At 36.3% G+C, this 23,909-nt stretch carries 15 protein-coding genes and 11 pseudogenes; 14 read left to right on the top strand and 12 right to left on the bottom strand.

What is annotated here, in order from left to right; translation table 11 throughout:
• The first annotated feature begins 92 nt into the window (after positions 1-92).
• The 10 genes from JCM13188_RS13585 to JCM13188_RS21280 all read left to right on the top strand — a co-directional run bounded on the left by JCM13188_RS13585 (position 93) and on the right by JCM13188_RS21280 (position 5,020).
• Entirely contained in the window at positions 93-425 is a 333-nt protein-coding gene (locus JCM13188_RS13585; protein ID WP_054754599.1) for a thioredoxin family protein, read from the top strand.
• A 454-nt stretch (positions 426-879) separates the two neighbouring features.
• Complete coding sequence (locus tag JCM13188_RS13580) at positions 880-1,698, top strand: multinuclear nonheme iron-dependent oxidase (protein WP_054754598.1); 819 nt, start codon at positions 880-882, stop codon at positions 1,696-1,698.
• Between the two features lie 370 nt (positions 1,699-2,068).
• Entirely contained in the window at positions 2,069-2,233 is a 165-nt protein-coding gene (locus tag JCM13188_RS19370; RefSeq protein ID WP_279401863.1) for a hypothetical protein, read from the top strand.
• 241 nt (positions 2,234-2,474) lie between these two features.
• Complete coding sequence (locus tag JCM13188_RS13575) at positions 2,475-2,846, top strand: LAGLIDADG family homing endonuclease (protein ID WP_054754597.1); 372 nt, start codon at positions 2,475-2,477, stop codon at positions 2,844-2,846.
• Between the two features lie 294 nt (positions 2,847-3,140).
• Positions 3,141-3,446, top strand: a complete 306-nt coding sequence (locus tag JCM13188_RS21305; RefSeq protein WP_369405046.1) for an acetyl-coenzyme A synthetase N-terminal domain-containing protein — start codon at positions 3,141-3,143, stop codon at positions 3,444-3,446.
• Positions 3,403-3,693, top strand: a complete 291-nt coding sequence (locus tag JCM13188_RS21300) for an AMP-binding protein (RefSeq protein WP_369405045.1) — start codon at positions 3,403-3,405, stop codon at positions 3,691-3,693. Before JCM13188_RS21305 ends, JCM13188_RS21300 begins: the two co-directional genes overlap by 44 nt.
• Before the next feature lie 37 nt (positions 3,694-3,730).
• Complete coding sequence (locus JCM13188_RS21295; protein WP_369405050.1) at positions 3,731-4,015, top strand: AMP-binding protein; 285 nt, start codon at positions 3,731-3,733, stop codon at positions 4,013-4,015.
• Positions 3,970-4,362, top strand: a complete 393-nt coding sequence (locus JCM13188_RS21290; RefSeq protein ID WP_369405044.1) for an AMP-binding protein — start codon at positions 3,970-3,972, stop codon at positions 4,360-4,362. The genes JCM13188_RS21295 and JCM13188_RS21290 overlap by 46 nt, the downstream gene beginning before the upstream one ends.
• Before the next feature lie 44 nt (positions 4,363-4,406).
• The gene (locus tag JCM13188_RS21285) at positions 4,407-4,685 is read left to right on the top strand and encodes a hypothetical protein (RefSeq protein ID WP_369405043.1); all 279 of its coding nucleotides are present in this window, start codon (positions 4,407-4,409) and stop codon (positions 4,683-4,685) included.
• On the top strand, positions 4,673-5,020 hold the full coding sequence (locus JCM13188_RS21280; protein WP_369405049.1) for an AMP-binding enzyme: 348 nt from the start codon (positions 4,673-4,675) through the stop codon (positions 5,018-5,020). Before JCM13188_RS21285 ends, JCM13188_RS21280 begins: the two co-directional genes overlap by 13 nt.
• Before the next feature lie 445 nt (positions 5,021-5,465).
• Here JCM13188_RS21280 and JCM13188_RS13565 read toward each other — a convergent pair.
• The 12 genes and pseudogenes from JCM13188_RS13565 to JCM13188_RS13510 form a co-directional block, all read right to left on the bottom strand.
• Positions 5,466-7,116, bottom strand: a pseudogene (locus JCM13188_RS13565) (FAD-binding dehydrogenase).
• A 60-nt stretch (positions 7,117-7,176) separates the two neighbouring features.
• Positions 7,177-8,708, bottom strand: a pseudogene (locus JCM13188_RS13560) (acyl-CoA carboxylase subunit beta).
• Between the two features lie 19 nt (positions 8,709-8,727).
• Positions 8,728-9,508: pseudogene (locus tag JCM13188_RS13555) on the bottom strand (enoyl-CoA hydratase-related protein).
• 12 nt (positions 9,509-9,520) lie between these two features.
• A pseudogene (locus JCM13188_RS13550) lies at positions 9,521-10,430 on the bottom strand (hydroxymethylglutaryl-CoA lyase).
• 24 nt (positions 10,431-10,454) lie between these two features.
• A complete protein-coding gene (locus JCM13188_RS13545) occupies positions 10,455-10,667 on the bottom strand; it encodes an acetyl-CoA carboxylase biotin carboxyl carrier protein subunit (protein WP_054754596.1) in 213 nt (70 codons plus the stop codon).
• 12 nt (positions 10,668-10,679) lie between these two features.
• Positions 10,680-12,027: pseudogene (locus JCM13188_RS13540) on the bottom strand (acetyl-CoA carboxylase biotin carboxylase subunit).
• A 10-nt stretch (positions 12,028-12,037) separates the two neighbouring features.
• Positions 12,038-13,679, bottom strand: a pseudogene (locus tag JCM13188_RS13535) (AMP-binding protein).
• A gap of 21 nt (positions 13,680-13,700) precedes the next feature.
• A pseudogene (locus JCM13188_RS13530) lies at positions 13,701-14,840 on the bottom strand (acyl-CoA dehydrogenase family protein).
• Between the two features lie 88 nt (positions 14,841-14,928).
• Positions 14,929-15,552, bottom strand: coding sequence for a TetR/AcrR family transcriptional regulator (locus JCM13188_RS13525; RefSeq protein WP_054754595.1), 624 nt, complete (start codon positions 15,550-15,552; stop codon positions 14,929-14,931).
• A 133-nt stretch (positions 15,553-15,685) separates the two neighbouring features.
• Positions 15,686-18,138 (bottom strand): annotated as a pseudogene (parC, locus tag JCM13188_RS13520) (DNA topoisomerase IV subunit A).
• 11 nt (positions 18,139-18,149) lie between these two features.
• Positions 18,150-20,100: pseudogene (gene parE / locus JCM13188_RS13515) on the bottom strand (DNA topoisomerase IV subunit B).
• A gap of 107 nt (positions 20,101-20,207) precedes the next feature.
• Complete coding sequence (locus JCM13188_RS13510) at positions 20,208-20,621, bottom strand: CoA-binding protein (RefSeq protein ID WP_054754594.1); 414 nt, start codon at positions 20,619-20,621, stop codon at positions 20,208-20,210.
• Positions 20,622-20,788: 167 nt separating this feature from the next.
• On the opposite strand from JCM13188_RS13510, the gene plsY reads away from it, so the two are divergent.
• The 4 genes and pseudogenes from plsY to yidD all read left to right on the top strand — a co-directional run bounded on the left by plsY (position 20,789) and on the right by yidD (position 23,852).
• Positions 20,789-21,370 carry a glycerol-3-phosphate 1-O-acyltransferase PlsY gene (gene plsY / locus JCM13188_RS13505; protein WP_054754593.1) on the top strand — a complete coding sequence of 194 codons (582 nt, stop codon included), beginning with the start codon at positions 20,789-20,791 and terminating at the stop codon, positions 21,368-21,370.
• 64 nt (positions 21,371-21,434) lie between these two features.
• A complete protein-coding gene (locus tag JCM13188_RS13500) occupies positions 21,435-22,607 on the top strand; it encodes a CapA family protein (RefSeq protein WP_054754592.1) in 1,173 nt (390 codons plus the stop codon).
• An 87-nt stretch (positions 22,608-22,694) separates the two neighbouring features.
• A pseudogene (gene folE2, locus JCM13188_RS13495) lies at positions 22,695-23,618 on the top strand (GTP cyclohydrolase FolE2).
• 5 nt (positions 23,619-23,623) lie between these two features.
• Positions 23,624-23,852 (top strand): annotated as a pseudogene (gene yidD / locus JCM13188_RS13490) (membrane protein insertion efficiency factor YidD).
• Positions 23,853-23,909 lie beyond the last annotated feature (57 nt).

Here is a 23,909-nt window from a genome sequence, read left to right as displayed (position 1 = left end):
TTGAAATTATATAAATAAATGGGTAAAATCAGGTTGTAGACTAAGGAATTTGTACATAAAGTCCAAATACAACCGACAAGGAGAGGAAATAGATGAAAACCATTGAAACACAAGAGCAATATAAAAATCTAATCCAAAGTGAAGAACCAGTGGTCATTAAATTCGTAGCTGACTGGTGCCCAGATTGCAAACGAATGGACTTTTTCATCGGCAGTGTCTTAGAACAATTTGATGAGTTTCCATTTTACGAAATTGACCGTGATCAATTCCCAGAAATTGCAGAAGAACAACAAGTAATGGGAATTCCAAGTTTATTAATATTTAAAAATGGTGAGAAGATCGGTCACTTACACAGCGCAAATGCTAAAACTCCTGACGAAGTCACTGATTTCTTTAAAGATTACTTTGAAAAGGTAACAAGCTAATACAAAACACACCCCAGTTTGAACAAAAACAAGTGTTCACAACTGGGGTTTTTATTTAACGATTAATTGTGTTATTAAAACATATAAAATAAAAAGCTAGATAGAAACACTATTATACTTGCAATAAACGTGGGACTGATTTCAAAGATTTTCTTTTTTACGGGTGTCATATCACTTCCGTAACTAAGAGAGGCAGTGGCGTCATAGTAATTAGATATTCCGTTACTATTTAATGTGAAAAAGGCTACAATGACACCGAGAACAAACGCAGTGTACTCGATTTTAATACCTCCAAAAATGATATAGCCAAGATAATGGCATATAATATCATAAACCTAATCAAAACTTTAATTACATAATCCTTCATAGCATCACCTTATGTATATAGTCTATTTTTACTATATCATAATTATTGACTTAATTGTAAGAATATTGTGTAAAGAGGGGTGTGAAAATGCAATTCGCGGTGAATTACTCTAGAGAAGCAGAGTATTTAGTTGAAAATTCACTAATTGATGTGGACTTATTTAAATGTCCGGATTTTAGTGAATCACTCATTCAAAAGGCTCAAGAAATTAAACCATGTTACATTCATTTTGGGTTAAATGCTGGAAGCAGGCAATTAAATCATATTGATTGGGATCAACTTTTTAAGTTAAAGCAAATGACTCAAACACCCTATGTTAACGTTCACGCAGTAGCATTTTGTGAACAGTATCCTGGTATGGATGTTCTTACTGAGGAACCTTCTCATATTGAACGTATTATAGATGCTGTTGTAAATGATATAAATAAACTTGGGGAAGCGGTTGGAATTGAGAATGTCATCATGGAGAATGTGATCTGTAGAGGACCAGGAGAAAACATGTTTAAAGCAATAATTGAGCCGAACGTATTAACTGAGATTGTAAATAGAACAGGCTGCAGTTTCCTGCTTGATATTGCTCATGCTCAACTATCTGCATTATCACTTGGATTTAACGTTAAAGATTATATATCGAGGATGCCAATTACAAACTTAAAAGAATTACATATAACCGGTATTCAAAAAGATAAAAATGGTCGACTTCGAGATAGCATGCCTATGACCGAAAATGATTGGGATTTGGCCAACTGGACTCTTAACAATATTAAAACTATTGAGTGGCCGGAACCATGGGTCGTTGCTCTTGAATACGGCGGGGTAGGGCAGGCATTTGAGTGGCGTTCCGATCAGAAAGTATTAATAGAACAAGTACCTAAACTTTATGAAATGGTGAAAACAAGTCAATAAGAAAAAGAATTGAAATTTATTCTTCTACAATTGTAATGCGTGATATGGGGGGAGAAACATCCTCAATAGAGACTCAGTATTTCATCCATATGCTACTATATTATTTAAAATTAGAAAGTTGGGTGATTGTATGATCAACTTTTCAAAAATGAATTTAGCTGATACATTATTTCAATTATTTAGTATAGCTTTAGTTATACTTTTTATTGTTTTAGTTATTTCGCTGATTAGATTTTTACTTAAATCATCAGACACAATGAATAAAAGGAAAATGATAATAGCTAAATAATCAAGGATGCCTGAACTAGTTAACGGCTTCAAAATAAGATTTGTGCGCATGGATATACTATTTCTAAAAGGAGGTATATGCATGTCAGAAGAGAACAAAAATAGGAACAAAGACAAAGGTAGACAGAAAAATGTACTTAAGTATAATACAGAACCCAAGAAAGATCGTGCAGATGATACTGAATTTGCTGAAGACAGTGAGTTCTTAAATATTAATGGGAAAAGAAACAAAAGGAAGAAAAAATAAAATAACAAACTAAACAAAAAGCACTTCAGTTTTTGACGGCACAAGCGTTTAATAACTGAGGTGTTTTTGTATGGAGAGTAAAACATTTAACATACAGAACAAACATTCGTATAATAAATATTAAATGAAGATTTCTTTAAACGTGGACACCTGAAATGGCTTATATTCTCGGATTTTATGCAGATGGCTATATAGCAAAAACAATCATTTAGTAGCTTTTTCACAGAAAGATGTAAAAATATTGGAGGACATTAGAAAAGAATTAGATTCTAACCACCCGATAAGAATAAATAACAAAACCGGAGTTTACAATTTAATTATTAATAGTAAATTATTAAAAAATGAGCTAATGATTTATCATAAAGTTACTCATAACAAATCAATTGACGCCGTTTTTCCAGATGTGCCAAAAGGATATTTAAGTCATTTTATAAGAGGATATTTTGATGGTGATGGGCATATTTACAAATCTGGTTATTTAATTTGCTTTGTAGGCGGATCTAAAGAATTTATGACTTCATTAAGAGATATCCTTGCGAAAGAATCTTTTAATACTAGAATAATTATTGAGAAGCCAATAAAAGGCTTCTCAACTTATTTAAAAAATATTTAGGTAGACATAATATATATTATAGGAAGTTAGATAAAGAAGTTATTAGTTTATAACTACATTAAGATCATTTAGCATAATCTATATTTGCTATTAATTTGAGTTATATGTAGATTAATACATCGTTCCATATAAACCTTCTAGATTACGACAATATTCCTTTTACTATTTAATCATCTCTAGATCTGTAGTAATATAAAATTAAGAATATTCTTTTCAGGAGGTTTTGTGTTTTGACTAAAGCAGTTTGGAATCCAAGTAACGATTACATTAAAAAATACTCGTCTATACGAGCTTATGCAGCAATCCGGTTATTCTAATTATGATGATTATTACAAACACACTATTAAAGATATTTCATCCTTCTGGGATCAAGCTGTTAAAGCTTTAGATATTCAGTGGTATCAGGATTATGACGAAGTGGTTAATTTAGACAAAGGTATTATGTACCCTGAATGGTTTGTAAATGGAAAAATGAATGTGGCTCATAATGCGTTAGATAAATGGGCATCTGATTCTTCTATAAAAAATGAAAACGCTTTAATTTGGGAGTCTGATGATGGATCTGTCGTTAAATATACATTTAAAAGAGCTTCAGGATGAAGTGAATCGCATTGCAAATGGTTTAGTTAATCTAGGCGTGCAAGAAAATGATATTGTAACCATTTATATGCCAATGCTACCTGAAACAGTTATTGGTATGCTTGCTATTTCTAAAATCGGCGCCATCTTCTCTCCTGCTTTCTCTGGTTATAAATCTGAAGCTGTAGCAAAAAGAATTAACGCTGCTGAAGCAAAATTTTTATTAACGGCTGACGGTTTTATCGCCGAGGAAAAGTTGTTAATCTAAAAATGAAGCTGATCAAGCAGTTGCCTCCTCTCCTTCTATTGAGAATGTCATCGTTGTTAGACGTAGTCATGAAGAGGTTAATTGGACGGATCAAGATGTATCTTGGGATGAGATTAGAACGAAAGAGACTTCTTTTGAAACGAAACAAACAAATGGTAACGACCCATTCATGATTATTTATACATCTGGTACTACTGGCAAGCCTAAAGGTGCTTTACACACCCATAATGGATTTCCATTAAAATCAGCTTTTGATGCTGGGATTTGTATGGATGTTTGCAAGAGAGATACCCTTTTTGGTACACTGACATGGGCTGGATGATGGGGCCATTCTTAGTCTACGGTGGCCTAATAAATGGTGCTTCCATTTTAATGTTTGAAGGTACGCCCGATTACCCGACCCCTAGCCGCATTTGGGAGATTGTAGATCGTCATAAAGTTACTCACTTAGGTATTTCACCTACTTTAATTCGTTCCATTATGAATTTAGATGAGAGTTATGTGACCAAAAACGATTTATCCTCATTAAAAATGATTGGTTCTACTGGTGAACCCTGGAATGAAGAACCTTGGTTATGGTTGTTTGATAAAGTATGTAAGAGAAAAGTTCCGATTTTCAACTATTCAGGTGGAACAGAAATATCTGGAGGAATTTTGGTAATGTTTTAGTAAAGCCAATTGCTCCAGTCTCATTTAACGCAGCTCTACCAGGTATGGACGTTGATGTTTACGATGACGAAGGACAATCTGTCAAAAATGAAGTCGGTGAACTCGTTTTAAAACAGCCTTGGGTAGGTATGACGAACGGATTTTATAAAGAAAATGAGCGCTATGAAAATACGTATTGGAATCGATATAAAGAAACTTGGGTTCACGGTGACTGGGTAGTTTTAGATGACGAAGGTTTTTACACAATCACTGGACGTTCAGATGATACATTAAATGTTGCTGGTAAACGCTTAGGACCTGCTGAACTTGAATCGATTTTGTAGAGCACGATGATGTTGTAGAAGCTGGTGTCATAGGTGTACCAGACGAAGTAAAAGGTGAAAAGCCAATTGCTTTTGTTGTTGTAAAAGATCAACCATTGGATGAAGAAGAATTAACTCAAGTATTAGTGGATCATGCTATCCAAAGACTAGGTAAAGCAATTGCTCCAAGAACCGTTCATATTGTAGAAGATTTACCAAAGACGCGTAATGCTAAGGTGATGCGTCGTGCAATTAAATCCGCCTATCTAGATAAAGACGCTGGTGATCTATCGGCATTAGAAAATCCTGATGTTGTTGAACAAATTAGACAGTTAGGTAAAGGTGTAAAAAATTAAACCACATAGAAACTGAGCACTCTGTGTATTCAGAGTGCTCTTTCATTGTGTTAATCTAAAAGTACATAACGAATCAACTTTTACTAACCTTTATCTTTAATTAGTTTTTCAATACGTTCAATTATAAATATTGTGCAGCCTACAATTAATGCACTTAAGAAAATAATCCCCGTATATACTGGACCAAAATGACCTGTAATAGAGTTAATCCCTGGGAATAAAAACCAAGGTTAATACCAATAATATATACAAATACATAACTAAAAATAATTGTTGCAAGTATAGCTTTCAACTTTTTACCTCCTTTCAATTTGTATAAACATTTATTTTGCAACGATCTCCCCTCAATTTTCCAAAGTTTGATAGATATATTCTGAGTGTAACGTTCTCCATTTTTATATTATGAACCTAAATTTTACATTGAGTTTACATAATATTTTTATAATCAACTAGTTCTAATATTCTCTCCAACTATTTTTCCAGTGAATAAACATCCTCCTAAAAATGACCCTTCAAGTGCTCGATAACCGTGGACTCCTCCGCCTCCAAAACCTGCTGTTTCACCTGCTGCATAAAGCCCCTTAATAACACATCCATCAGAATTTAACACTTGGCCAGACAAATTAGTTTGAAGCCCGCCTAAAGTCTTTCTACTTATAATGTTAAGCTTTACAGCAATAAGGGGGCCATTTTTAGGATCTAATATTTTATGTGGTTTAGCGGTACGGATCAGTCTGTCACCTCGGTAAAATCTTGATCCTCTCAAAGCTGTAACTTGGAGATCTTTAGTAAAGAGATTATCTAACTCCCTGTCTCTAGCTTCTATTTGTTTTTTAATTTCATCTTTATTTAATAGAGAGTTATCTACTAATTCATTCATTTTATTGACTAGATCATCAAGATTATTAGCCACTACAAAATCTTCACCTTGATCCATAAATGCTTGAACAGGACCGGGCGCTCCACTTTTTTAATCGTTCTAATAACCTTTTATAACTTTTTCCGGTTAGATCTGGATTTTGTTCAGAACCTGACAGAGCAAACTCTTTTTCTATTATTTTCTGTGTCAAGATAAACCATGAGTAGTCATAACCTGTCTTCATAATGGTCTCTAATGTACCTAAAGTATCAAATCCCGGGAAGTTTGGTGCTTGAAATCTATTACCTTCAGCATCAAACCATAAAGAAGATGGCCCAGGTAGAATTCGGATACCATGTTCTGTCCATACAGGAGAATGGTTCTTAATCCCTTCTGTATAATGCCACATGCGATCTCGGTTAACGATTCTCGCTCCAGTTTTTTCGCTAATCTCTAACATCCTGCCGTCCACATGATCAGGAACACCCGAAATCATATTCTGTGGTGATGATCCGAGTCTTTCAGGCCAATTTTTACGTATAAGATCAAAGTTGGCACCAATTCCACCACTTGAAATCACTATTGTAGGAGATTTGTATGTAAAATCATCAATCACTGTCCTTGAACTTTTTTCACCACGTTTAGCGTTACTTGGTTCAAGAATCGAGCCCTTAACGCCAACAGCTGCTCCATTTTCAATTAAGAGTTGATCAACTCGGTGACGAGGGAGATAAGTTACAAGACCTTGATCTATTTGTGTTCGGATTCGTTTTTCAAATGCTTCAACAATCGCAGGTCCCGTTCCCCAGACGATATGAAACCTCGGAACTGAGTTGCCATGTCCATCAGCAAGATATCCTCCACGTTCAGCCCAACCGACGACTGGAAAGAATTTAATCCCAAGCGATCTTAGCCAATCTCGTTTTTCGTCAGCCGCAAAATCAAGGTAAGCTTCTGCCCATTGTTTAGCCCAGTAATCTTCATCGTACAATCGATCAAACCCTGCAGAGCCCATCCAGTCTTGATAGGCTAACTCTTTAGAATCTTTAATACCCATTTTTCGTTGTTCAGGTGAATCTATTAAAAATAACCCACCAAATGACCACCAAGCTTGGCCACCTATTGACGTTTCAGGCTCTTGATCTAATAAAAGCACTTTTTTACCGCCGTCTGCAATTTCTGCTGTTGCTGTCAATCCAGCCAAACCTGCACCTACAACTATTACATCGAATCCCAATATAATTCCCCCTTATAAGGTAAAAGACCCCGCCATAGTCAGCGAGGTCTCGTTGTTGTATTAAACTGGATAAACTCCATGTTTGCGCTCTGTAAATGTTAATTTTTTGGATTGATAAGCTTCTAATCGTTTGCTTAAGTGATCACGCAAATCATTAGGCTGAACAATATCATCAATGACCATTTCTGAAGCTAAACGATAAATATCGATATTTTCTTTATATTCTTCCTGCTTCTCTTTTATGAATGCAGGGCGTTCTTCCTCAGGTAATTCAGCAATTTTATTCGCATATACGGCATTTACGGCCGCTTCTGGTCCCATGACAGCGATTTGAGCTGTAGGTAGTGCAATCGTTACATCTGGTTCAAAGGCAGGGCCTGCCATAGCATATAATCCCGCACCGTAAGCTTTACGGACAACAACTGAGATTTTAGGTACCGAAGCTTCACTCATTGCCGAGATCATTTTTGCACCATGACGGATAATACCAGCACGTTCTACTTTAGTCCCAATCATGAAACCTGGAATATCCGCAAGGAACACAAGCGGAATATTAAATGCGTCGCATAATTGGATAAACTTAGCTGCTTTATCTGCTGAGTCGTGGAATAATACGCCGCCTTTCATTCTTGGTTGGTTCGCTATAATTCCTATGGTTTGACCATTAATACGACCTAAACCAGTAATTAACTCCTTGGCAAATTCGCGTTTAATCTCACAAAAACTATCTTCATCAATTAATCGTTTAATTAAATCGTACATATCAAATGGAGCGTTTTGGTTTTCTGGTATCAATTCTCTAATAGACTTTTCAAATTTTTCTGGTTTAATCGCTTCTTTTACTGGTGGTTTACTTCTAAAGTTCTCTGGGAAGTAAGTAAGGTATTTCTGAGCGTACTCAATAGCTTCCTGTTCGTTATATACAAGAACGTCACCTACACCAGATACTGAACAGTGCATACGTGCTCCGCCCATTTCTTCTAGGGTAACCTTCTCACCAATAACCTTCTCAGCCATACGAGGTGAACCAAGGTACATAGATGCATTTCCATCAACCATGACTACAATATCACAGAAGGCTGGGATATAAGCGCCACCAGCTGCGGACGGCCCGAATAATAGACAAATTTGTGGCACTCTTCCTGACATTTTGACCTGATTATAAAAGATACGTCCTGCACCGCGGCGATTAGGGAACATCTCAATTTGGTCTGTAATACGTGCACCAGCTGAATCTACTAAATAAAGCATCGGGACTTCTAACTTCATAGCTGTCTCTTGTATTCTAATAATTTTCTCAACTGTTCTTTTACCCCAAGAACCAGCTTTAACGGTAGAATCATTCGCCATCACACAGACCGTTTGGCCATTGATTTTACCTAAGCCTGTTACGACACCATCTGCCGGAAGGCTATCATCCATGCAATTTGCGAAAAAGGCATCTTCAACGTCGATTCCTTCATCAAAAAGCATTTTTAAACGATCACGAACAAACATTTTTTTCCTTTTTCGGCGTTCTTTTCGTGGTACTTTTCTGCTCCACCTTTTTCAATACGTTCTTTTAGTTCTTCATGTAAGTCGGTTTTGATCAAGTTACTCACCCTTCCTGTGTTATTTACCGGTAAAGCTCGGCTTTCTTTTTTCTCTAAATGCCGATAAAGCTTCAATACGGTCTTCAGTTGGAATGGTATTCATGTAGCAATTTCTTTCAATCTTAAGACCTGTTTTTAAATCATGGTCAAAGCCTTGATCAATTGCTTTTTTAGCCATTTTCACTCCAACTGGTCCATTAGATGCGATTTGTTTTGCAACTTCTAAAGCTTTATCCTCGAGCCCGTCTAATGGGGCAACTTCTTCTATTAAGCCAATTTCTTTTCCTTCTAGGCTATCAAAGCGTTTGGCCGTTAATATGTAATACTTCGCTTTCGCTAGTCCTATTAATCTAGCTAAGCGCTGCGTACCCCCAGCACCTGGTATAATCGCCAGTGATGTTTCAGTAAGCCCCATTTTGGCATTACCACTCGCAATTCTAATGTCACAGGCTAAAGCTAACTCAAGGCCACCTCCAAAGGCAGCACCATTAATGGCAGCAATCGTTGGTACTTCAAGTGCTTCCACTCGAGTGATTACTTTACCGATTTCACCAACAGTCTCAACGACCTCATCTTGCGTCATCGTTGCGCGCTCTTTTAAATCAGCACCTGCACAGAAGGCTTTTTCACCTTCCGAGGTAATAATCACTGCTCGCAGATTATTATTTGATTCTACGTCTTTCAAAACGTCATTTAAATCTGATAAAAGCTGCCTAGAAAAACGCATTCGCCGCTTCTGGCCTGTTTAGTTTTAAAACACCGACATGTTCATCAGTAATCGAGAATGTGACCGTGCTCATGAAACTCCCCTCCTAACTCAATGCTTTTTGTGTGCAAATATTCATTTGTTTACTAGGTAAAGGCTTATTAATCTTATTTTGAATAAATTGACCTGCTTTAAGTAATTGGTCGTGATCAATACCCGTTTGAATGCCCATTTCATGTAACATGTGAACTAAATCATCCGTTGCAACATTACCTGAAGCTCCTTTTGCATAAGGGCATCCTCCTAAGCCGCCTAACGCACCGTCAAATATAAAAAATCCTTGTTCTAATGAAACTAAAGTATTAGCTAATGCCATCCCCCCTTGTATCATGAAAGTGCAAAGCAATTTGATCTTTAGGAAACTCAGTTGATATTAGGTTTAAAAACTGTCTTACTTGAATAGGATTTGCCACTCCAATGGTATCGCCTAAAGATAATTCATCAATTCCCATATCAAATAAATTTTTACATACATTGATTACTTGCTGCTCATCAACTTTACCTTCATATGGGCAACCAAAAACAGTTGACACATAACCTCTAACTGACTTCCCAGCTTTTTTAGCTTCATCTACCACTTCGCCTAATACTGGATATGTTTCATCGATCGATTTATTAATATTTTTCTTATTATGCGCTTCACTTGCAGACATAAAGATCGACACTTCATCGACGTCAGCTTCAATAGCCCCTTCTAGACCTTTCATATTAGGTACTAAAGCAGAATAGGTAATACCTTCTTTACGTTTAACGCTTTTCGCAACTTCTAAAGCATCTTTTAATTGCGGGATCCACTTAGGATGGACAAATGACGTCATTTCTATATAGGATAAACCAGTCTCTGATAACTGGTTTATCCATTCTATTTTATCTTCAGTCTTAATCTCTTCTTTTTCGTTTTGTAGACCATCACGAGGGCCCACTTCTTTAATGATGACTTCTTTTGGAAGACTCATAGTGATTCTCCTTTGTTATCGTAATTACTCAATAACGGCAATAACGTCTCCTTCGTTAACGAAATCCCCTTCGTTTACCTTTAACTCTTTAATTGTACCTGATGCTTCAGCAGCAATCGGAATTTCCATTTTCATAGATTCTAGGATGACAATATCCTGACCGTTTTCAACTTGATCTCCTGCTTTAACCACTACTTTCCATACGTTACCTGCCATGTTTGCTGTTACTTGATTCATGATTGATTCCTCCTATTGATTAATTAAAATATGTTCTTGAATAAAAGATGTACGTGTTTGGCCATCTTTAAATGCTTGCAGTTCAACAATATCCCTTAATAATGGAATGTTAGTTTTAATTCCATCTACTTCATAACCTGATAACGCTTTTTTCAAATTCTCAACGGCTTCTTCCCTGGTATTACCACTAACAATTAACTTTGCAATCATAGGGTCATAATAGGGGGTTACTTGGTATCCATCGTCAACAGCTATATCATGTCTAATATAAGATGCTTCAGGTAAAGTAAGTTTTGTAATTTTACCTGGCGACGGGAAGAATGTTTTAGGGTCTTCTGCATAAATCCTAGCTTCAAGTGAATGCCCTTGAATGGTTAAGTCTTCTTGTTTTAACGTTAATTCTTCTCCATTTGCAACTTTTAATTGCTGTTCGACTAGATCAACACCTGTAATTAATTCCGTTACAGGGTGTTCGACTTGCAAACGAGTATTCATTTCTAAGAAATAAAAGTTTTGATCTTCATCTACTAGAAATTCAATCGTACCAGCATTTTTTGTAATCAATCGCTTTAGCAGCTTTTATAGCTGCATCAGCCATTTTTTGTCTCGTTTCTTCAGTTAATAGTGGTGAAGGAGCTTCTTCAATAACCTTTTGGTGTCTACGCTGAATGGAGCATTCACGATCAAATAAATGCAGTACATTTCCATGATGATCAGCCAGTAATTGAATTTCCACATGGTGCGCATCTTCAATCACTTTTTCGATAAACATCGTTCCATTACCGAAAAATTGTTCAGCTCTTCTTGCATTACTTTCAAATGCTTTTTCGAGTTCAGCATCGTCATGAACAATTTGCATGCCGATTCCGCCACCACCGTGAGATGCTTTTAACATAACTGGGTATCCGGTTTTGTTTGCAAATGTTTTAGCTTCGTCTGTATTGGCAATAGGGTCGTTTGTACCAGGGATAATAGGGACACCGGCTTCTTCCATAGTAGCTCTTGCTGTTAGTTTACTACCCATCTTTTCGATTGCAAAAGCATCAGGTCCGACAAAGGCAATCCCTTCATCTTGAATTCGCTTTGCAAAGTCTGTATTCTCACTGAGTAAGCCGTAACCAGGATGAATGGCATCTGTACCTGTCTCTTTAGCCACCTCTATAATTCGATCTACATTTAAATAGCTTTCGTTAACACGAGCAGGACCAATTAAATGTGCTTCATCTGCTTCTCTAACATGTAATGATTCTTCATCTGCCTCAGAATAGACAGCGATTGTACGAATGTTTAGTCGTTTACAAGTTTTAATGATTCGTCTTGCAATTTCACCACGATTTGCAATTAAAACTGTTTTAAACATAACATCTCTCCTATTTATTGTTTTGCATAATCAGTTCTTTTGCTTGTTCTCTAAGTTTAAACTTTTGAATTTTACCACTTGCTGTCATTGGGTATTCATCCGTAAATTCAATGTATCTAGGAATTTTATAACGCGAAATTTTACCATCACAGAATTCGCGAACCTCATCAGCTGTTAGTTCTTTACCCTCTTTCGTAATAATCCAAGCCATTAATTCTTCCCCGTATTTAGGGTCCGGAACGCCGATCACTTGAACATCGACTATATCAGAATGAGTGTATAAAAATTCTTCAATTTCACGAGGATAAATATTTTCACCGCCGCGAATCACCATGTCTTTATGCGACCTGTAATCTCTACATAACCTTCTTCATCCATCACACCTATATCTCCAGTGTGAAGCCAGCCTTCAGAATCAATGGCTGCTTGAGTAGCTTCTTCATTCTTATAATAACCTTCCATGACAAGATAGCCTCGAGTACATAATTCTCCTGGTGTGTTTGGCGGCACTTCATCATCTGTACCTGGGTGTACGATTTTTACTTCAACATTAGGGTGAGCTTGACCTACAGTACTTACTTTACGCTCGATCGAATCATTTGTACGAGTTTGAGTGATGACTGGTGATGACTCCGTTTGGCCATAAGCAATGGTAATATCAGATACGCCCATTTTGTTCATAACATCTTTCATCACTTCCATTGGGCAGTTAGACCCCGCCATGATTCCTGTGCGTAATGAAGACAGATTATATTTCTCAAAGTCAGGATGATTTAATTCTGCAATAAACATGGTTGGCACACCATGGACTGCTGTACACTTCTCTTGATCCAGCGCTTTTAATACCGCTTCAGGCTCGAATTGTTCGATTACAACCATAGTCGCACCTTGTGACACAGTCGCTAAAGTTCCCATAACGCATCCAAAACAATGGAAGAATGGTACAGGAATACATAAGCGGCTTTCCTTTGATAATTCAATACATTCAGCAACTTGTTTACCATTATTAACGATATTGTAATGAGAAAGCATAACCTTTCGGGAAACCAGTTGTGCCAGATGTATATTGCATATTAATAACATCTCTGTAGTGTAATTGTCTTTGGCGCTTTTCAAGTTCACGATCTGTCACTCGCTCACCTAACTGAATTAAGTCTTGCCAGTTATAGCAGCCAGGACAGTCCTCATCACTTAGTAAGATGACATTTTTTAATTTTGGTAGTTTACTAGATTGAATGTTTCCTTTTTCACTATTTTTTAATTCTGGTAATATTTCATTTAATATGTCGAGATACGAGGTTCCTTTGAACGTTTCCGTTAAAATCAAGGTTGTTGTGTCAGATTGTTGTAGGAGATATTCCAATTCTTGAGCACGATAACTTGTGTTAACCGTAACAAGAACTGCACCTATTTTTTCCTGAGGCAAACTGTGTTGTGACCCACTCTGGTTTATTATCCGCCCAAATGGCGACATGTTCGCCTTTTTCAACACCGAGAGCCATAAGCCCTTTAGCAGCTTCATTTACCTTTTGATCAAATTCTTGATACGTCCAGCGAATATCTCTTTCAGGATATACGACTGCCTCATGGTCTGGATGCTCCTTTACTTTCCTATCTAATAGCTCACCAATCGTTAGTTCGAGTAATGACATACAACCATACCTCCTTAAAAATTAACAACCTAATTGTCTAGCAATGACTAAACGCTGTACTTCAGATGTTCCTTCACCAATTTCGAGTAGTTTAGCATCTCTTAAATAACGCTCAACTTCATATTCTCTCATGTAACCGTAACCGCCATGAATTTGAATCGCTTGGTTGGCTGATCGAGTAGCTGTTTCTGATGCAAATAACTTGGCATAAGCAGCTTCTTTAGTAAATTTTTGCCTTGATCTTTTAACCAAGCAGCTTTTAAGACCATCGTGCGTGCTAATTCAACCTCCATCGCCATATCGGCTAATTTAAATTGAATAGCTTGGAAATTAGAAATGGACTGACCGAACTGTTTACGTTCTTTCGCATACTCAAGGGCCTTATCTAATGAGGCTTGAGCAATACCTACACCTAAGGCAGCTATTGAAATACGTCCACCATCTAACGTGTATAAGAATTGTTTAAACCCTTTATCTGGATCTCCAAGTAAGTTTTCTTTTGGTACACGCACATCTTCAAGAACAATCTCTGCTGTGTTCGACCCACGTACTCCCATTTGTCGTAGTTGTCTGTAATCGTTACACCTTTTGTATCAGTCGGTACGATGATAGCCGATATGATATTTTTGCCACGGTCATCTTTTCCTGTGACAGCCGTTACGATGATTTGTTGAGCGTAAGATGCATTCGTGATGAAACATTTTTCACCATTAATCACATACTCATTACCTTCTAACTTCGCCGTTGTTTTCGTTCCTCCTGCATCAGATCCGGCATTTGGTTCAGTTAATCCAAAAGAACCTAATGCTTTACCACTTGCAAGCGGTTTCAAAAACTTCTCTTTTGTTCTTCAGTTCCAAAATAATAGACTGGACTTGATCCAAGTGAAATCGCAGCAGCATAGCTTAATCCTGTGCTTCCGCATACGCGTGCAATTTCTTCAGCTGCTAATGCGTATGATACAGTATCTCCACCAGAACCTCCGTATTCTTCTGGAAATGGAATACCGAGTAAACCTAACTCTCCCATTTCTTTAAAAATATCTTCTGGAAATTCTGCATTGACATCAATATCTATGGCTCTCGGTGCAATCTTTTCCTGTGCAAAGTCACGAACCATCTTTCTAATCATCTCTTGCTCTTTTGTCAGTTCAAAATTCATCTTTCATCCCCCCTTATAGAATAAGACCGACTAGTTGGTCTGTATTAATGTTAATGAAAACGCTTACTATAAGCGCTTATTAAAAAGTCTAAAATTCCAATTCCTTTGAAAGCTTAGACGTCTGATATTGATTGAATGCATCTTCTGTTAATAATCCTGTGAAAATGATGTCTATGTATGTTGATGCAATTTGATCGATTGTTTTAGGTCCATCTTTTTTATACCACTGGTAGGTCCAGTTGACCATACCAAGTATAGACATGGTTGTAACAGTCGTAGGTAGTTCTTCCCTAATGTATCCTAATCGTTGCCCTTCTTTAATCACCCCTTTTAAGATTTCCTCATATTCATCTCTTTTGCTTTTAATAAGCTGGTAGTAATCATCTTTAAGATAATTATACTCCTGATTAAAAACAATGATGTGGTCATTATAAAGATCATAGACTCGAACTAAAGATTTCAACATTTCATGTAGCTGTTCAACTGGGTGTTGGTACCTTCTTTTTGCTCGGTTGGCTTCATTTAACACATAGGATACAAACGTATCATGAATGACATAAAGCAATTCATCTTTTGATTTGAAATGGTGATAAAAGCCACCTTTAGAAGTTTGACAATGTTCGACTATGTCTTTAACTGATACACCATGGAAACCTTGTTCAGAGAATAACTGGAGTGATGATTGAATTATTTTTTCGCGTAATTCCGACATAACCCCCTCCTTACTTAATGTATATATTATCATAATTTTTATAAATATCAAAATTCAAATAATAGGAATATTGTATTATTTTGAGTTAAATAAAGAAAAAGGCTAACAAAACTGCTAGCCTTTTTACTATCATTTATTCTTCATGATCATCTTCAAATACCTTTTCGTATTCGGGTTTGATTTGTGTGTAAACGACTGGTCCATGTTGGTCAGTATCTAAAACAAAGGATCCATTACTATAACGATCGCTCTCTCTGAACTCAAGTGGCCTAACTTCTTTCGTTTCCCCTTTTCAGTTTCAATGGTGATGTGTGTATCATCATTGACTAGATAGAACCCTGTGATGCGGTGTGGATTCCGCTTTAATTCTCTTAGCATAATTAATCCGCGTTTTTGCTCTAGAGCTCATTTCAAATTCCGAAATGCTCATTCGCTTGCAAGCACCTCTTTGTGTGATAACAAATAGTGATGGTAATTGTAGGTCATCAAACACTTCTCCGTTCACTACATATTCACCGTCTTTTAATGTCATAGATTTCACACCAGCTGTTTTAACCCCTACAGATTTAAGTTCACTTTCATGGTACCAAAGACCATAACCAGTATTAGAAGCTAAGAATAGATCTTGATGTCCGTTGGTTAAATGAACATTAACTAACTCATCATCACCTTTTAACTTCATTGCGGTAATTGGCTTTGAATAACGTTGAACTTTATGAGCAGCTAAATCAGATTTTTTAATCATGCCATTTTTAGAGACCGTCAAGATATATTGCTGTTCATTAAAGTCCCTTATTGGAATAGCTTTAATAATCGACTCTTCACGGTCTATTGGGATAATATTAGCTATATGTTGGCCCATATCTTTCCACTTAATATCAGGTAATTCATGAACAGGAATATATAAATAGTGACCTTTATTTGTAAATAACAGAAGTGTATCTGTTGTATTAATCTCTAGAACGTGGATAATTTGATCATTATCCTTCATTTGTAAATCTTCCATATTGGAAGCTGCATAAGAACGTATGCTTGTTCGTTTAATGTAACCTTCTTTAGTAATTGATACCACAACCTCTTCTGATGGTACCATGACTTCAAGGTTGATCTTAATATCTTCAATTTCTGATTCAATTTTCGTTCTTCGTTCCGTCTTATAATTCTTTTTAACAGTTTTTAAATCCTTTTTAATAACTTGGAAGAGTTTTTTCTCATCTTCTAAGATAGCCGTTAATTCAGAAATTTTCTTTTTAAGCTCGTCTGCTTCTTTCTCTAGATCTGTTATGTCCGTATTGGTTAAACGATAGAGTTGAAGCATGACAATGGCTTCTGCTTGCTCTTCACTAAATTGATATTGTTCTTTAAGTCGTTCTTTAGCATTTTTCTTGTTTTCTGATGAGCGAATTGTTGCGATAACGTCATCTAGAATTGAGATAGCGTACATAAGACCTTCTAAAATATGAGCTCTTTCTTTAGCTTTTTTTAGATCATACTTGTTTGTCTTTCAACCACTTCACGTTGGTGGTTAATATAGGCATCAAGAAGCTGAGTGAGATTCATAATTTTGGTGTTTTATTGGCAATTGCTACCATGTTGAAATTATAAGAGACTTGAAGATCTGTATTCTTATATAGATAATTTAAAACACCTTGACTGTCAGCATCTTTTTTAAGCTCAATAACCACTCTTAGCCCAGTTCGGTCAGTTTCATCACGTACTTCAGAAATGCCTTCTACTTTACGTTCAATTCTAAGTTCGTCCATCTTCTTAACCATATTTGCTTTATTAACTTCATATGGTAATTCGGTGATGACGATTTGTTCTTTACCACCTCTTAAAGGCTCAATCTCAGCTAAACCTCGGACAACTATTTTACCTCTGCCAGATTCGTAGGCTTTTTTAATACCATCTGCACCCTGAATGATTCCACCAGTTGGAAAATCAGGTCCTGGCAAAACGTCCATTAAATCATCAACCGTTGAGTTAGGTTTTTCGATACGTTTTAATGACTGCATCAATTACTTCAGCTAAGTTATGGGGTGGAATATCTGTTGCATAACCAGATGAAATACCTGTTGAACCATTGACTAAAAGGTTTGGAAATTTAGCAGGTAGCACAACTGGTTCGTAGTCGGTATCATCAAAGTTTGGTATGAAATCAACTGTATCTTTCTCAATATCTCTTAATAGTTCTGAGGCTATTCCTGATAATCTTGCTTCTGTATAACGCATTGCAGCTGGAGGGTCGCCATCAATACTCCCGTTATTACCATGCATCTCAACTAATTCTTGACGCACCTTCCACGTTTGACTAAGTCTAACAAGTGCATCATACACAGATGTATCACCATGTGGGTGATAATTACCAATGACGGTACCAACTGTTTTAGCTGACTTACGAAAAGCTTTATCATGTGTATTTCTCTCTTGATGCATGGCATATAAAATACGTCTTTGAACTGGCTTTAAACCATCACGGGCATCAGGCAAGGCGCGATCTTGAATAATATATTTACTATAGCGACCAAACCTGTCGCCAATGACTTCTTCTAATGGTAAATCTAAATACTTCGCTTGTTCTGCCAACGTTCTTCCTCCTAGCTATGCAATCTCTCGTTATCTAATATCGTGTCATCATCTTCCATTCCAAATGCAACATTCGTTTCAATCCACTTACGTCGTGGTTCAACTTTATCTCCCATTAATGTTGCAACGCGTCTTTCTGCTCTAGCAATATCTTCAATCGTAACCCTAATTAACGTACGTGTCTCAGGGTCCATCGTTGTTTCCCATAGCTGATCAGCGTTCATTTCACCAAGACCTTTATAACGCTGAATCGTGTAGCCATTTTTATATTCTTTTAATAATTTTGCATGGCATCTTCATCCCAAGCGTAATCCTCTTTATAATTTTTCCTTTTTCCTTTTGAAATCTTAAAAAGAGGTGGTAATGCAATATACACTTTTCCTTGTTCAATTAGTGGTCTCATATAACGATAAAAGAATGTTAATAGCAACACTTGAATATGAGCTCCATCTGTGTCTGCATCTGTCATGATAATAACTTTATCGTACTGCGAATCTTCAATATTAAAATCTGCCCCTACACCCGCATTAATCGTGTGAACAATGGTTGCAATTTCTTCATTTTTAAAAATATCATCAATCTTAGCTTTTTCAGTGTTAATAACCTTACCACGAAGCGGTAATACTGCTTGAAATCTACGGTCTCTCCCCTGCTTAGCAGATCCCCCTGCAGAATCACCCTCTACTAAAAATAACTCGTTTTTCTTCGGGTTTTTTGACTGGGCAGGTGTTAGCTTCCCGCTTAATAAAGAATCTTTTCTTTTACGCTTTTTCCCATTACGTGCATCTTCTCTCGCTTTTCTTGCAGCTTCTCTAGCGTCTCTTGCCTTGATTGCTTTTTTAATAAGCATTTTAGAAGTTTCAGGGTTTTCTTCTAAGAAATAAGCTAATTGTTCCGATACAATACTTTCCGTTACGCTACGAGCTTCCGGAGTACCGAGTTTACTTTTCGTTTGGCCTTCAAATTGAAGAAGCTGCTCCGGTATTCTTGAAGAAATAATCGCTGTAAAGCCTTCGCGGATATCGTTACCATCTAGATTTTTATCTTTATCTTTTAACAGCTGCATTTTCCTTGCGTAATCGTTAAAAGCTCTTGTAATCGCTGTTCGTGCACCTGATTCGTGTGTCCCCCCCGTCTCTAGTTCTTACATTATTTACGAATGATAAAATATTCTCTGAGTATCCATCATTGTATTGAAAAGCGAAATCAATCTCGATATCTTTCTGTTCACCTTCAAATGAAATGACAGGATGTAATCCATCTTTTTCTTCATTTAGGTAAGCAACAAACGATTCTAAACCATCTGGATACTTGTAAGACTCTTCAACGTCATTGCGTTCGTCTTTAAGTATGATTTCAATACCTTTTAATAAGAATGCCGCTTCACGTAATCGTTCAGAAAGAATATCAAATTGATAGTGAACTTGAGAGAAAATCTCTGGATCTGGCTTGAATCGGATGGTCGTCCCGCTTTTATTCGTGTTACCTTTCACTTCAAGACCAGTTACAGGCTTACCACCTTGTTCAAACCTCTGAGAATGCTTAGTTCCATCTCGGCAGATTGTCACTTCTAACCATTCTGATAACGCATTTACAACTGAAGCCCCAACACCGTGAAGGCCACCGCTTGTCTTATAACCACCTTGACCAAATTTCCCGCCAGCATGTAGCACTGTGAAAATAACTTCAGGAGTAGGCTTTCCTGTCTTATGTAATCCTGTCGGCATACCTCGCCCTTCATCCTTAACAGTTATTGACTCATCCTTATGAATGGTTACATGAATTTTCTCTCCGTAACCAGCTAACGCTTCATCGACTGCGTTATCGACAATTTCATAAACTAAATGATGCAACCCACGATGGTCTGTACTTCCTATATACATACCAGGTCGTTCTTACTGCATCTAATCCTTCTAGTACTTGTATTGAATCATCATTATATGCTTGGTTTGATTGAGACAATCGTACGACCCCTTTCTGATTCTATCAGATTATTTCTTTATTAATCTTTCGGTAAAAGTTAAGAAAATCCCTGTTAGTCAACAGAGATTTTTCCCGAGTTAAACGCTTTATTGCCCGATTAACCTAGAATGAACGACCTTAATACATAAATCCATTATGACGGTAAAGTCATGTTCTTTCAATAGATTATAGGCTTTTTCATTGGAAAGACCAAGCTGAGCCCAGAAAACCTTACAGTTCGTATTAAGGGCCTCTTCAGCTACATCAACCAAGTGTTCAGAACGTCTAAACACATTAATGATATCAATTGGCTGATCAATTTCTTCTAAAGAGTTATACGCTTTTTCCCCTAACACTTCATCAACATTAGGGTTAACTGGAATAATATTATATCCTTGATTTTGCATAATTTTAGATACTTGATAACTAGTGCGATTTGGTTTTTCTGATAAACCGACAACAGCGATTGTCTTGGAGTTTTCTAGAATGCTTTTTAATTCTTCATTCGATGGATTTTTCATACTTGACATCCCTTCCGAGAACTTCCTTTGTCATTAGCATAGCTTTTTTTTAACCTTTTCTCAAATAATAATTGTAAGATAAACTTAATAAAATTTAAAATTCACTTCTTTATTTAGGTTAGATTTGATAGAATATAATAAGCTAAAGCTCAAGTGGAGGAACCATTATGGATTACATTATTTTTGCTATTACAGCTTACTTATTAGGATCAATTCCTTCAGCTTTAATTATTGGTAAACTATTCTATCAAATAGATATTCGTGAACATGGAAGCGGAAATTTAGGCGGTACAAACACTTTCCGTGTTCTAGGCGTTAAGGCTGGACTTATTGTTTCACTTATGGACATACTAAAAGGAACAGTTGCAACTGTTTTAGCCATTTTCTTAGCACCTTCAACTGAACCATTAATTATAGGTGCATTTGCAGTGCTTGGACATACATATCCATTGTTTGCTCGTTTTAAAGGTGGAAAAGCTGTTGCAACTTCCGGGGGCGTACTATTAGGGGTCAGTCCGTTATTGTTTTTAATTCTTGTATTGTCTTTCTTTACTTTCTTAAAGTTATTTAAATATGTCTCATTAGCATCCATGTTAACTGGTGTTATAGCTTTTATTACATCCATTATTATGAAGGATATTGGACTCATAATTGTAACACTACTTTTAGCAATTTTCGTTATTTATAGACATAGAGAAAATATCAAGCGAATTAAAAATAAAACGGAACCCAAAATTTCGTGGATGTAAACATCAGCCCTCCATTAGTGGTGGGCTTTTTTACTTTAAATATCAATGAAGAAAGGTGCTTTTCATGAGAAATAAAATTATAATTGGCTCTGCTCTTTTTCTCATTACTTTAATGATTGTCATATTTACTAATTCTGATTACCAAAATAGTTCAGCTACAAAACAAGCAAACGGTCATCCTGTAATTGCAGAAAATCACTTTCAAAACCAAAAGTATTTCGAATCATCTATAACTTTAAACGCAATTGGCGACTTACTTATACATAGCACTGTTTATAAAGATGCACGTACGAGTTCTGGTTACGACTTTAATCCAATGTTTAAAGATATTAAATATTACTTGCAGAATGCAGACATCACTTTTGCCAATCAAGAAACTGTACTTGGTGGCAGTCAAATTGGCTTATCAACCTATCCTCAATTTAATACACCACAAGAATTGGGTGATACATTAAAAGACGTTGGGGTTGATATCGTATCAATGGCAAATAACCATACATTAGATCGAGGAGAACAAGCAATTCTAAACGCAACTAACTACCTTGATCAACTTGGTATTAAATATGTTGGTGCTTATCAGAACGAGAAAGATCAACAAACCCAAAGAATTATTCATAGAAAAGGTATTGCAGTAGGGTTCTTGGCCTATACATACGGAACAAACGGCATTCCAATTCCTGATGGTAAAAATCATTTAGTAAATTATATTGATGAGGATAAAATACTAAATGATATCCAAGATCTTAAACCTAAAACTGATTTTATTGTTGTAAGTATGCATTTTGGTAACCAATATCAGCCACTTCCAAATGACGAGCAGGTACACTTATCTGAACTGCTGACAAATAACGGAGCAGATGTAATTATAGGCCATCATCCACATGTCATACAGCCGGTTGATTGGATCTCGACTGATGAAGGTGAAGATAAATTTGTCGCATACTCACTTGGTAATTTCTTATCTGGTCAAAAAGGGACTGATCGTTTAATTGGAGCTATCATGCAGATTAAATTAACTAAAACCATTAACTCTAATTTGACTACCGAATATAAAGTTTCAGACGCTAAAATGATGCCGACTTACAACCAATATGAAAACTTCCAGAACTATAAAGTCGTTCCACTGGTAGAAGCTAATCAGTATAGTTTATCCAATGCTAAGCAATGGTTTGAAGATAAAAAAGAACTTATACAAACATTTACAAATCGAGTTGAAGTGGTTCCTTATTTAGAATAAGTTTAATAAATTGATATACGAATTATCATTAATTATACTTAAATTATATTGCCTATGGATTTGCTCTAATTGAAAGGAGTCCTAGATATGAACGAGATTAAGACGAAGAAACAATTACCTACTAAGGTAGAACGTCATAAATTATTTGGATCTGTAGAACCTGGGCCACGAACCAAACCAGAAGAAAAAAATAAAATGCCAGACCTACAAAATACCAAAAAAGATTTTCTGTTCGAACTAGATGCAGTTGGTATCCAAAATGTGAAACACCCTATTACGGTCCCTAGCTCAATCAAACCAAAAGAACAAACAACTATTGGGAACTTTTATTTTGCATCAACGATTTCTCAAGACTCAAAAGGAACAAACATGAGCCGCTTTACCGAACAACTTAATAACTATTACGAAAATGGTTTTAAAGTTGATATTCATACAATGAAACAGTTCGCTAAAGAGCTGCAAGGTCGGTTGAAACAAAAGGATGCTGAATTATCGGTTGAGTTTCCTTGGTTTTTTGAAAGGGAAGCACCTTACACTGGGAAACCAGGTATGAATCACGCAGATGCGTGGATTCGAGTAAAGTATCACCGTGAGAATGGTTATGATATAAAAGTAGGATTAAAAGGTAAAATCACTACGTTATGTCCTTGTTCTAAAGAAATTAGTGAATACAGTGCGCATAACCAACGCGGAAATGTAATTATTGAAGTGACATTAGATTCCGAGTTTGATGAACAACATGTAGACTGGAAGACAGTGTTACTTGAAGCTGCTGAGTCAAATGCTAGCGCAAGAATTCACCCTGTTTTAAAAAAGACCTGATGAAAAATGGTTACAGAACAAGCTTACGAAAACCCACGCTTCGTTGAAGATATGGTAAGACTTGTATCAAGTGATTTATACGAACATGATTTTATCAAGCAGTTCCATGTTAAATGTGTCAATGAAGAATCTATTCATCTACATGACGCCATTGCATCAATTACGTACGACAAACGTAAGGAAAAGTGATGTTAATGAAATATATATTTATTTACATGATTCGTTTTTATCAAAAATTCATCTCTCCTTTAAAAGGACCATCTTGCAGGTTTTACCCAACGTGTTCACAGTATGGCATTGAGTCGTTTTAAAAGATTTGGGTTTTTAAAAGGGTTTTATTTAACAGTAAAACGAATCTTAAAGTGTCACCCCTTTCACCCTGGTGGATTTGATCCTGTTCCAGAAAAAAGAGATAAATTATAAAATGAGGGTATGACAAAAGAAAAATAGCTTTACTATAAACGAATATTGAGTGTAACT

Origin of the sequence: Piscibacillus salipiscarius JCM 13188, assembly GCF_001311865.1 — a bacterium.
In the GTDB taxonomy this organism is placed as follows: Bacteria; Bacillota; Bacilli; order Bacillales; family Alkalibacillaceae; genus Piscibacillus; species Piscibacillus salipiscarius.
This window is presented reverse-complemented; position numbering and strand designations above follow the sequence as displayed.

What these genes read in the sequence shown, in the direction of transcription:
- JCM13188_RS13585 (WP_054754599.1), top strand. Translation starts at nt 93, where the DNA reads ATGAAAACCATTGAAACACAAGAGCAATATAAAAATCTAATCCAAAGT.
- JCM13188_RS13580 (WP_054754598.1), top strand. Translation starts at nt 880, where the DNA reads ATGCAATTCGCGGTGAATTACTCTAGAGAAGCAGAGTATTTAGTTGAA.
- JCM13188_RS19370 (WP_279401863.1), top strand. Translation starts at nt 2,069, where the DNA reads ATGTCAGAAGAGAACAAAAATAGGAACAAAGACAAAGGTAGACAGAAA.
- JCM13188_RS21305 (WP_369405046.1), top strand. Translation starts at nt 3,141, where the DNA reads ATGCAGCAATCCGGTTATTCTAATTATGATGATTATTACAAACACACT.
- JCM13188_RS21300 (WP_369405045.1), top strand. Translation starts at nt 3,403, where the DNA reads ATGGATCTGTCGTTAAATATACATTTAAAAGAGCTTCAGGATGAAGTG.
- JCM13188_RS21285 (WP_369405043.1), top strand. Translation starts at nt 4,407, where the DNA reads ATGGACGTTGATGTTTACGATGACGAAGGACAATCTGTCAAAAATGAA.
- JCM13188_RS13545 (WP_054754596.1), bottom strand. Translation starts at nt 10,667, where the DNA reads ATGAATCAAGTAACAGCAAACATGGCAGGTAACGTATGGAAAGTAGTG.
- JCM13188_RS13525 (WP_054754595.1), bottom strand. Translation starts at nt 15,552, where the DNA reads ATGTCGGAATTACGCGAAAAAATAATTCAATCATCACTCCAGTTATTC.
- JCM13188_RS13510 (WP_054754594.1), bottom strand. Translation starts at nt 20,621, where the DNA reads ATGAAAAATCCATCGAATGAAGAATTAAAAAGCATTCTAGAAAACTCC.
- plsY (WP_054754593.1), top strand. Translation starts at nt 20,789, where the DNA reads ATGGATTACATTATTTTTGCTATTACAGCTTACTTATTAGGATCAATT.
- JCM13188_RS13500 (WP_054754592.1), top strand. Translation starts at nt 21,435, where the DNA reads ATGAGAAATAAAATTATAATTGGCTCTGCTCTTTTTCTCATTACTTTA.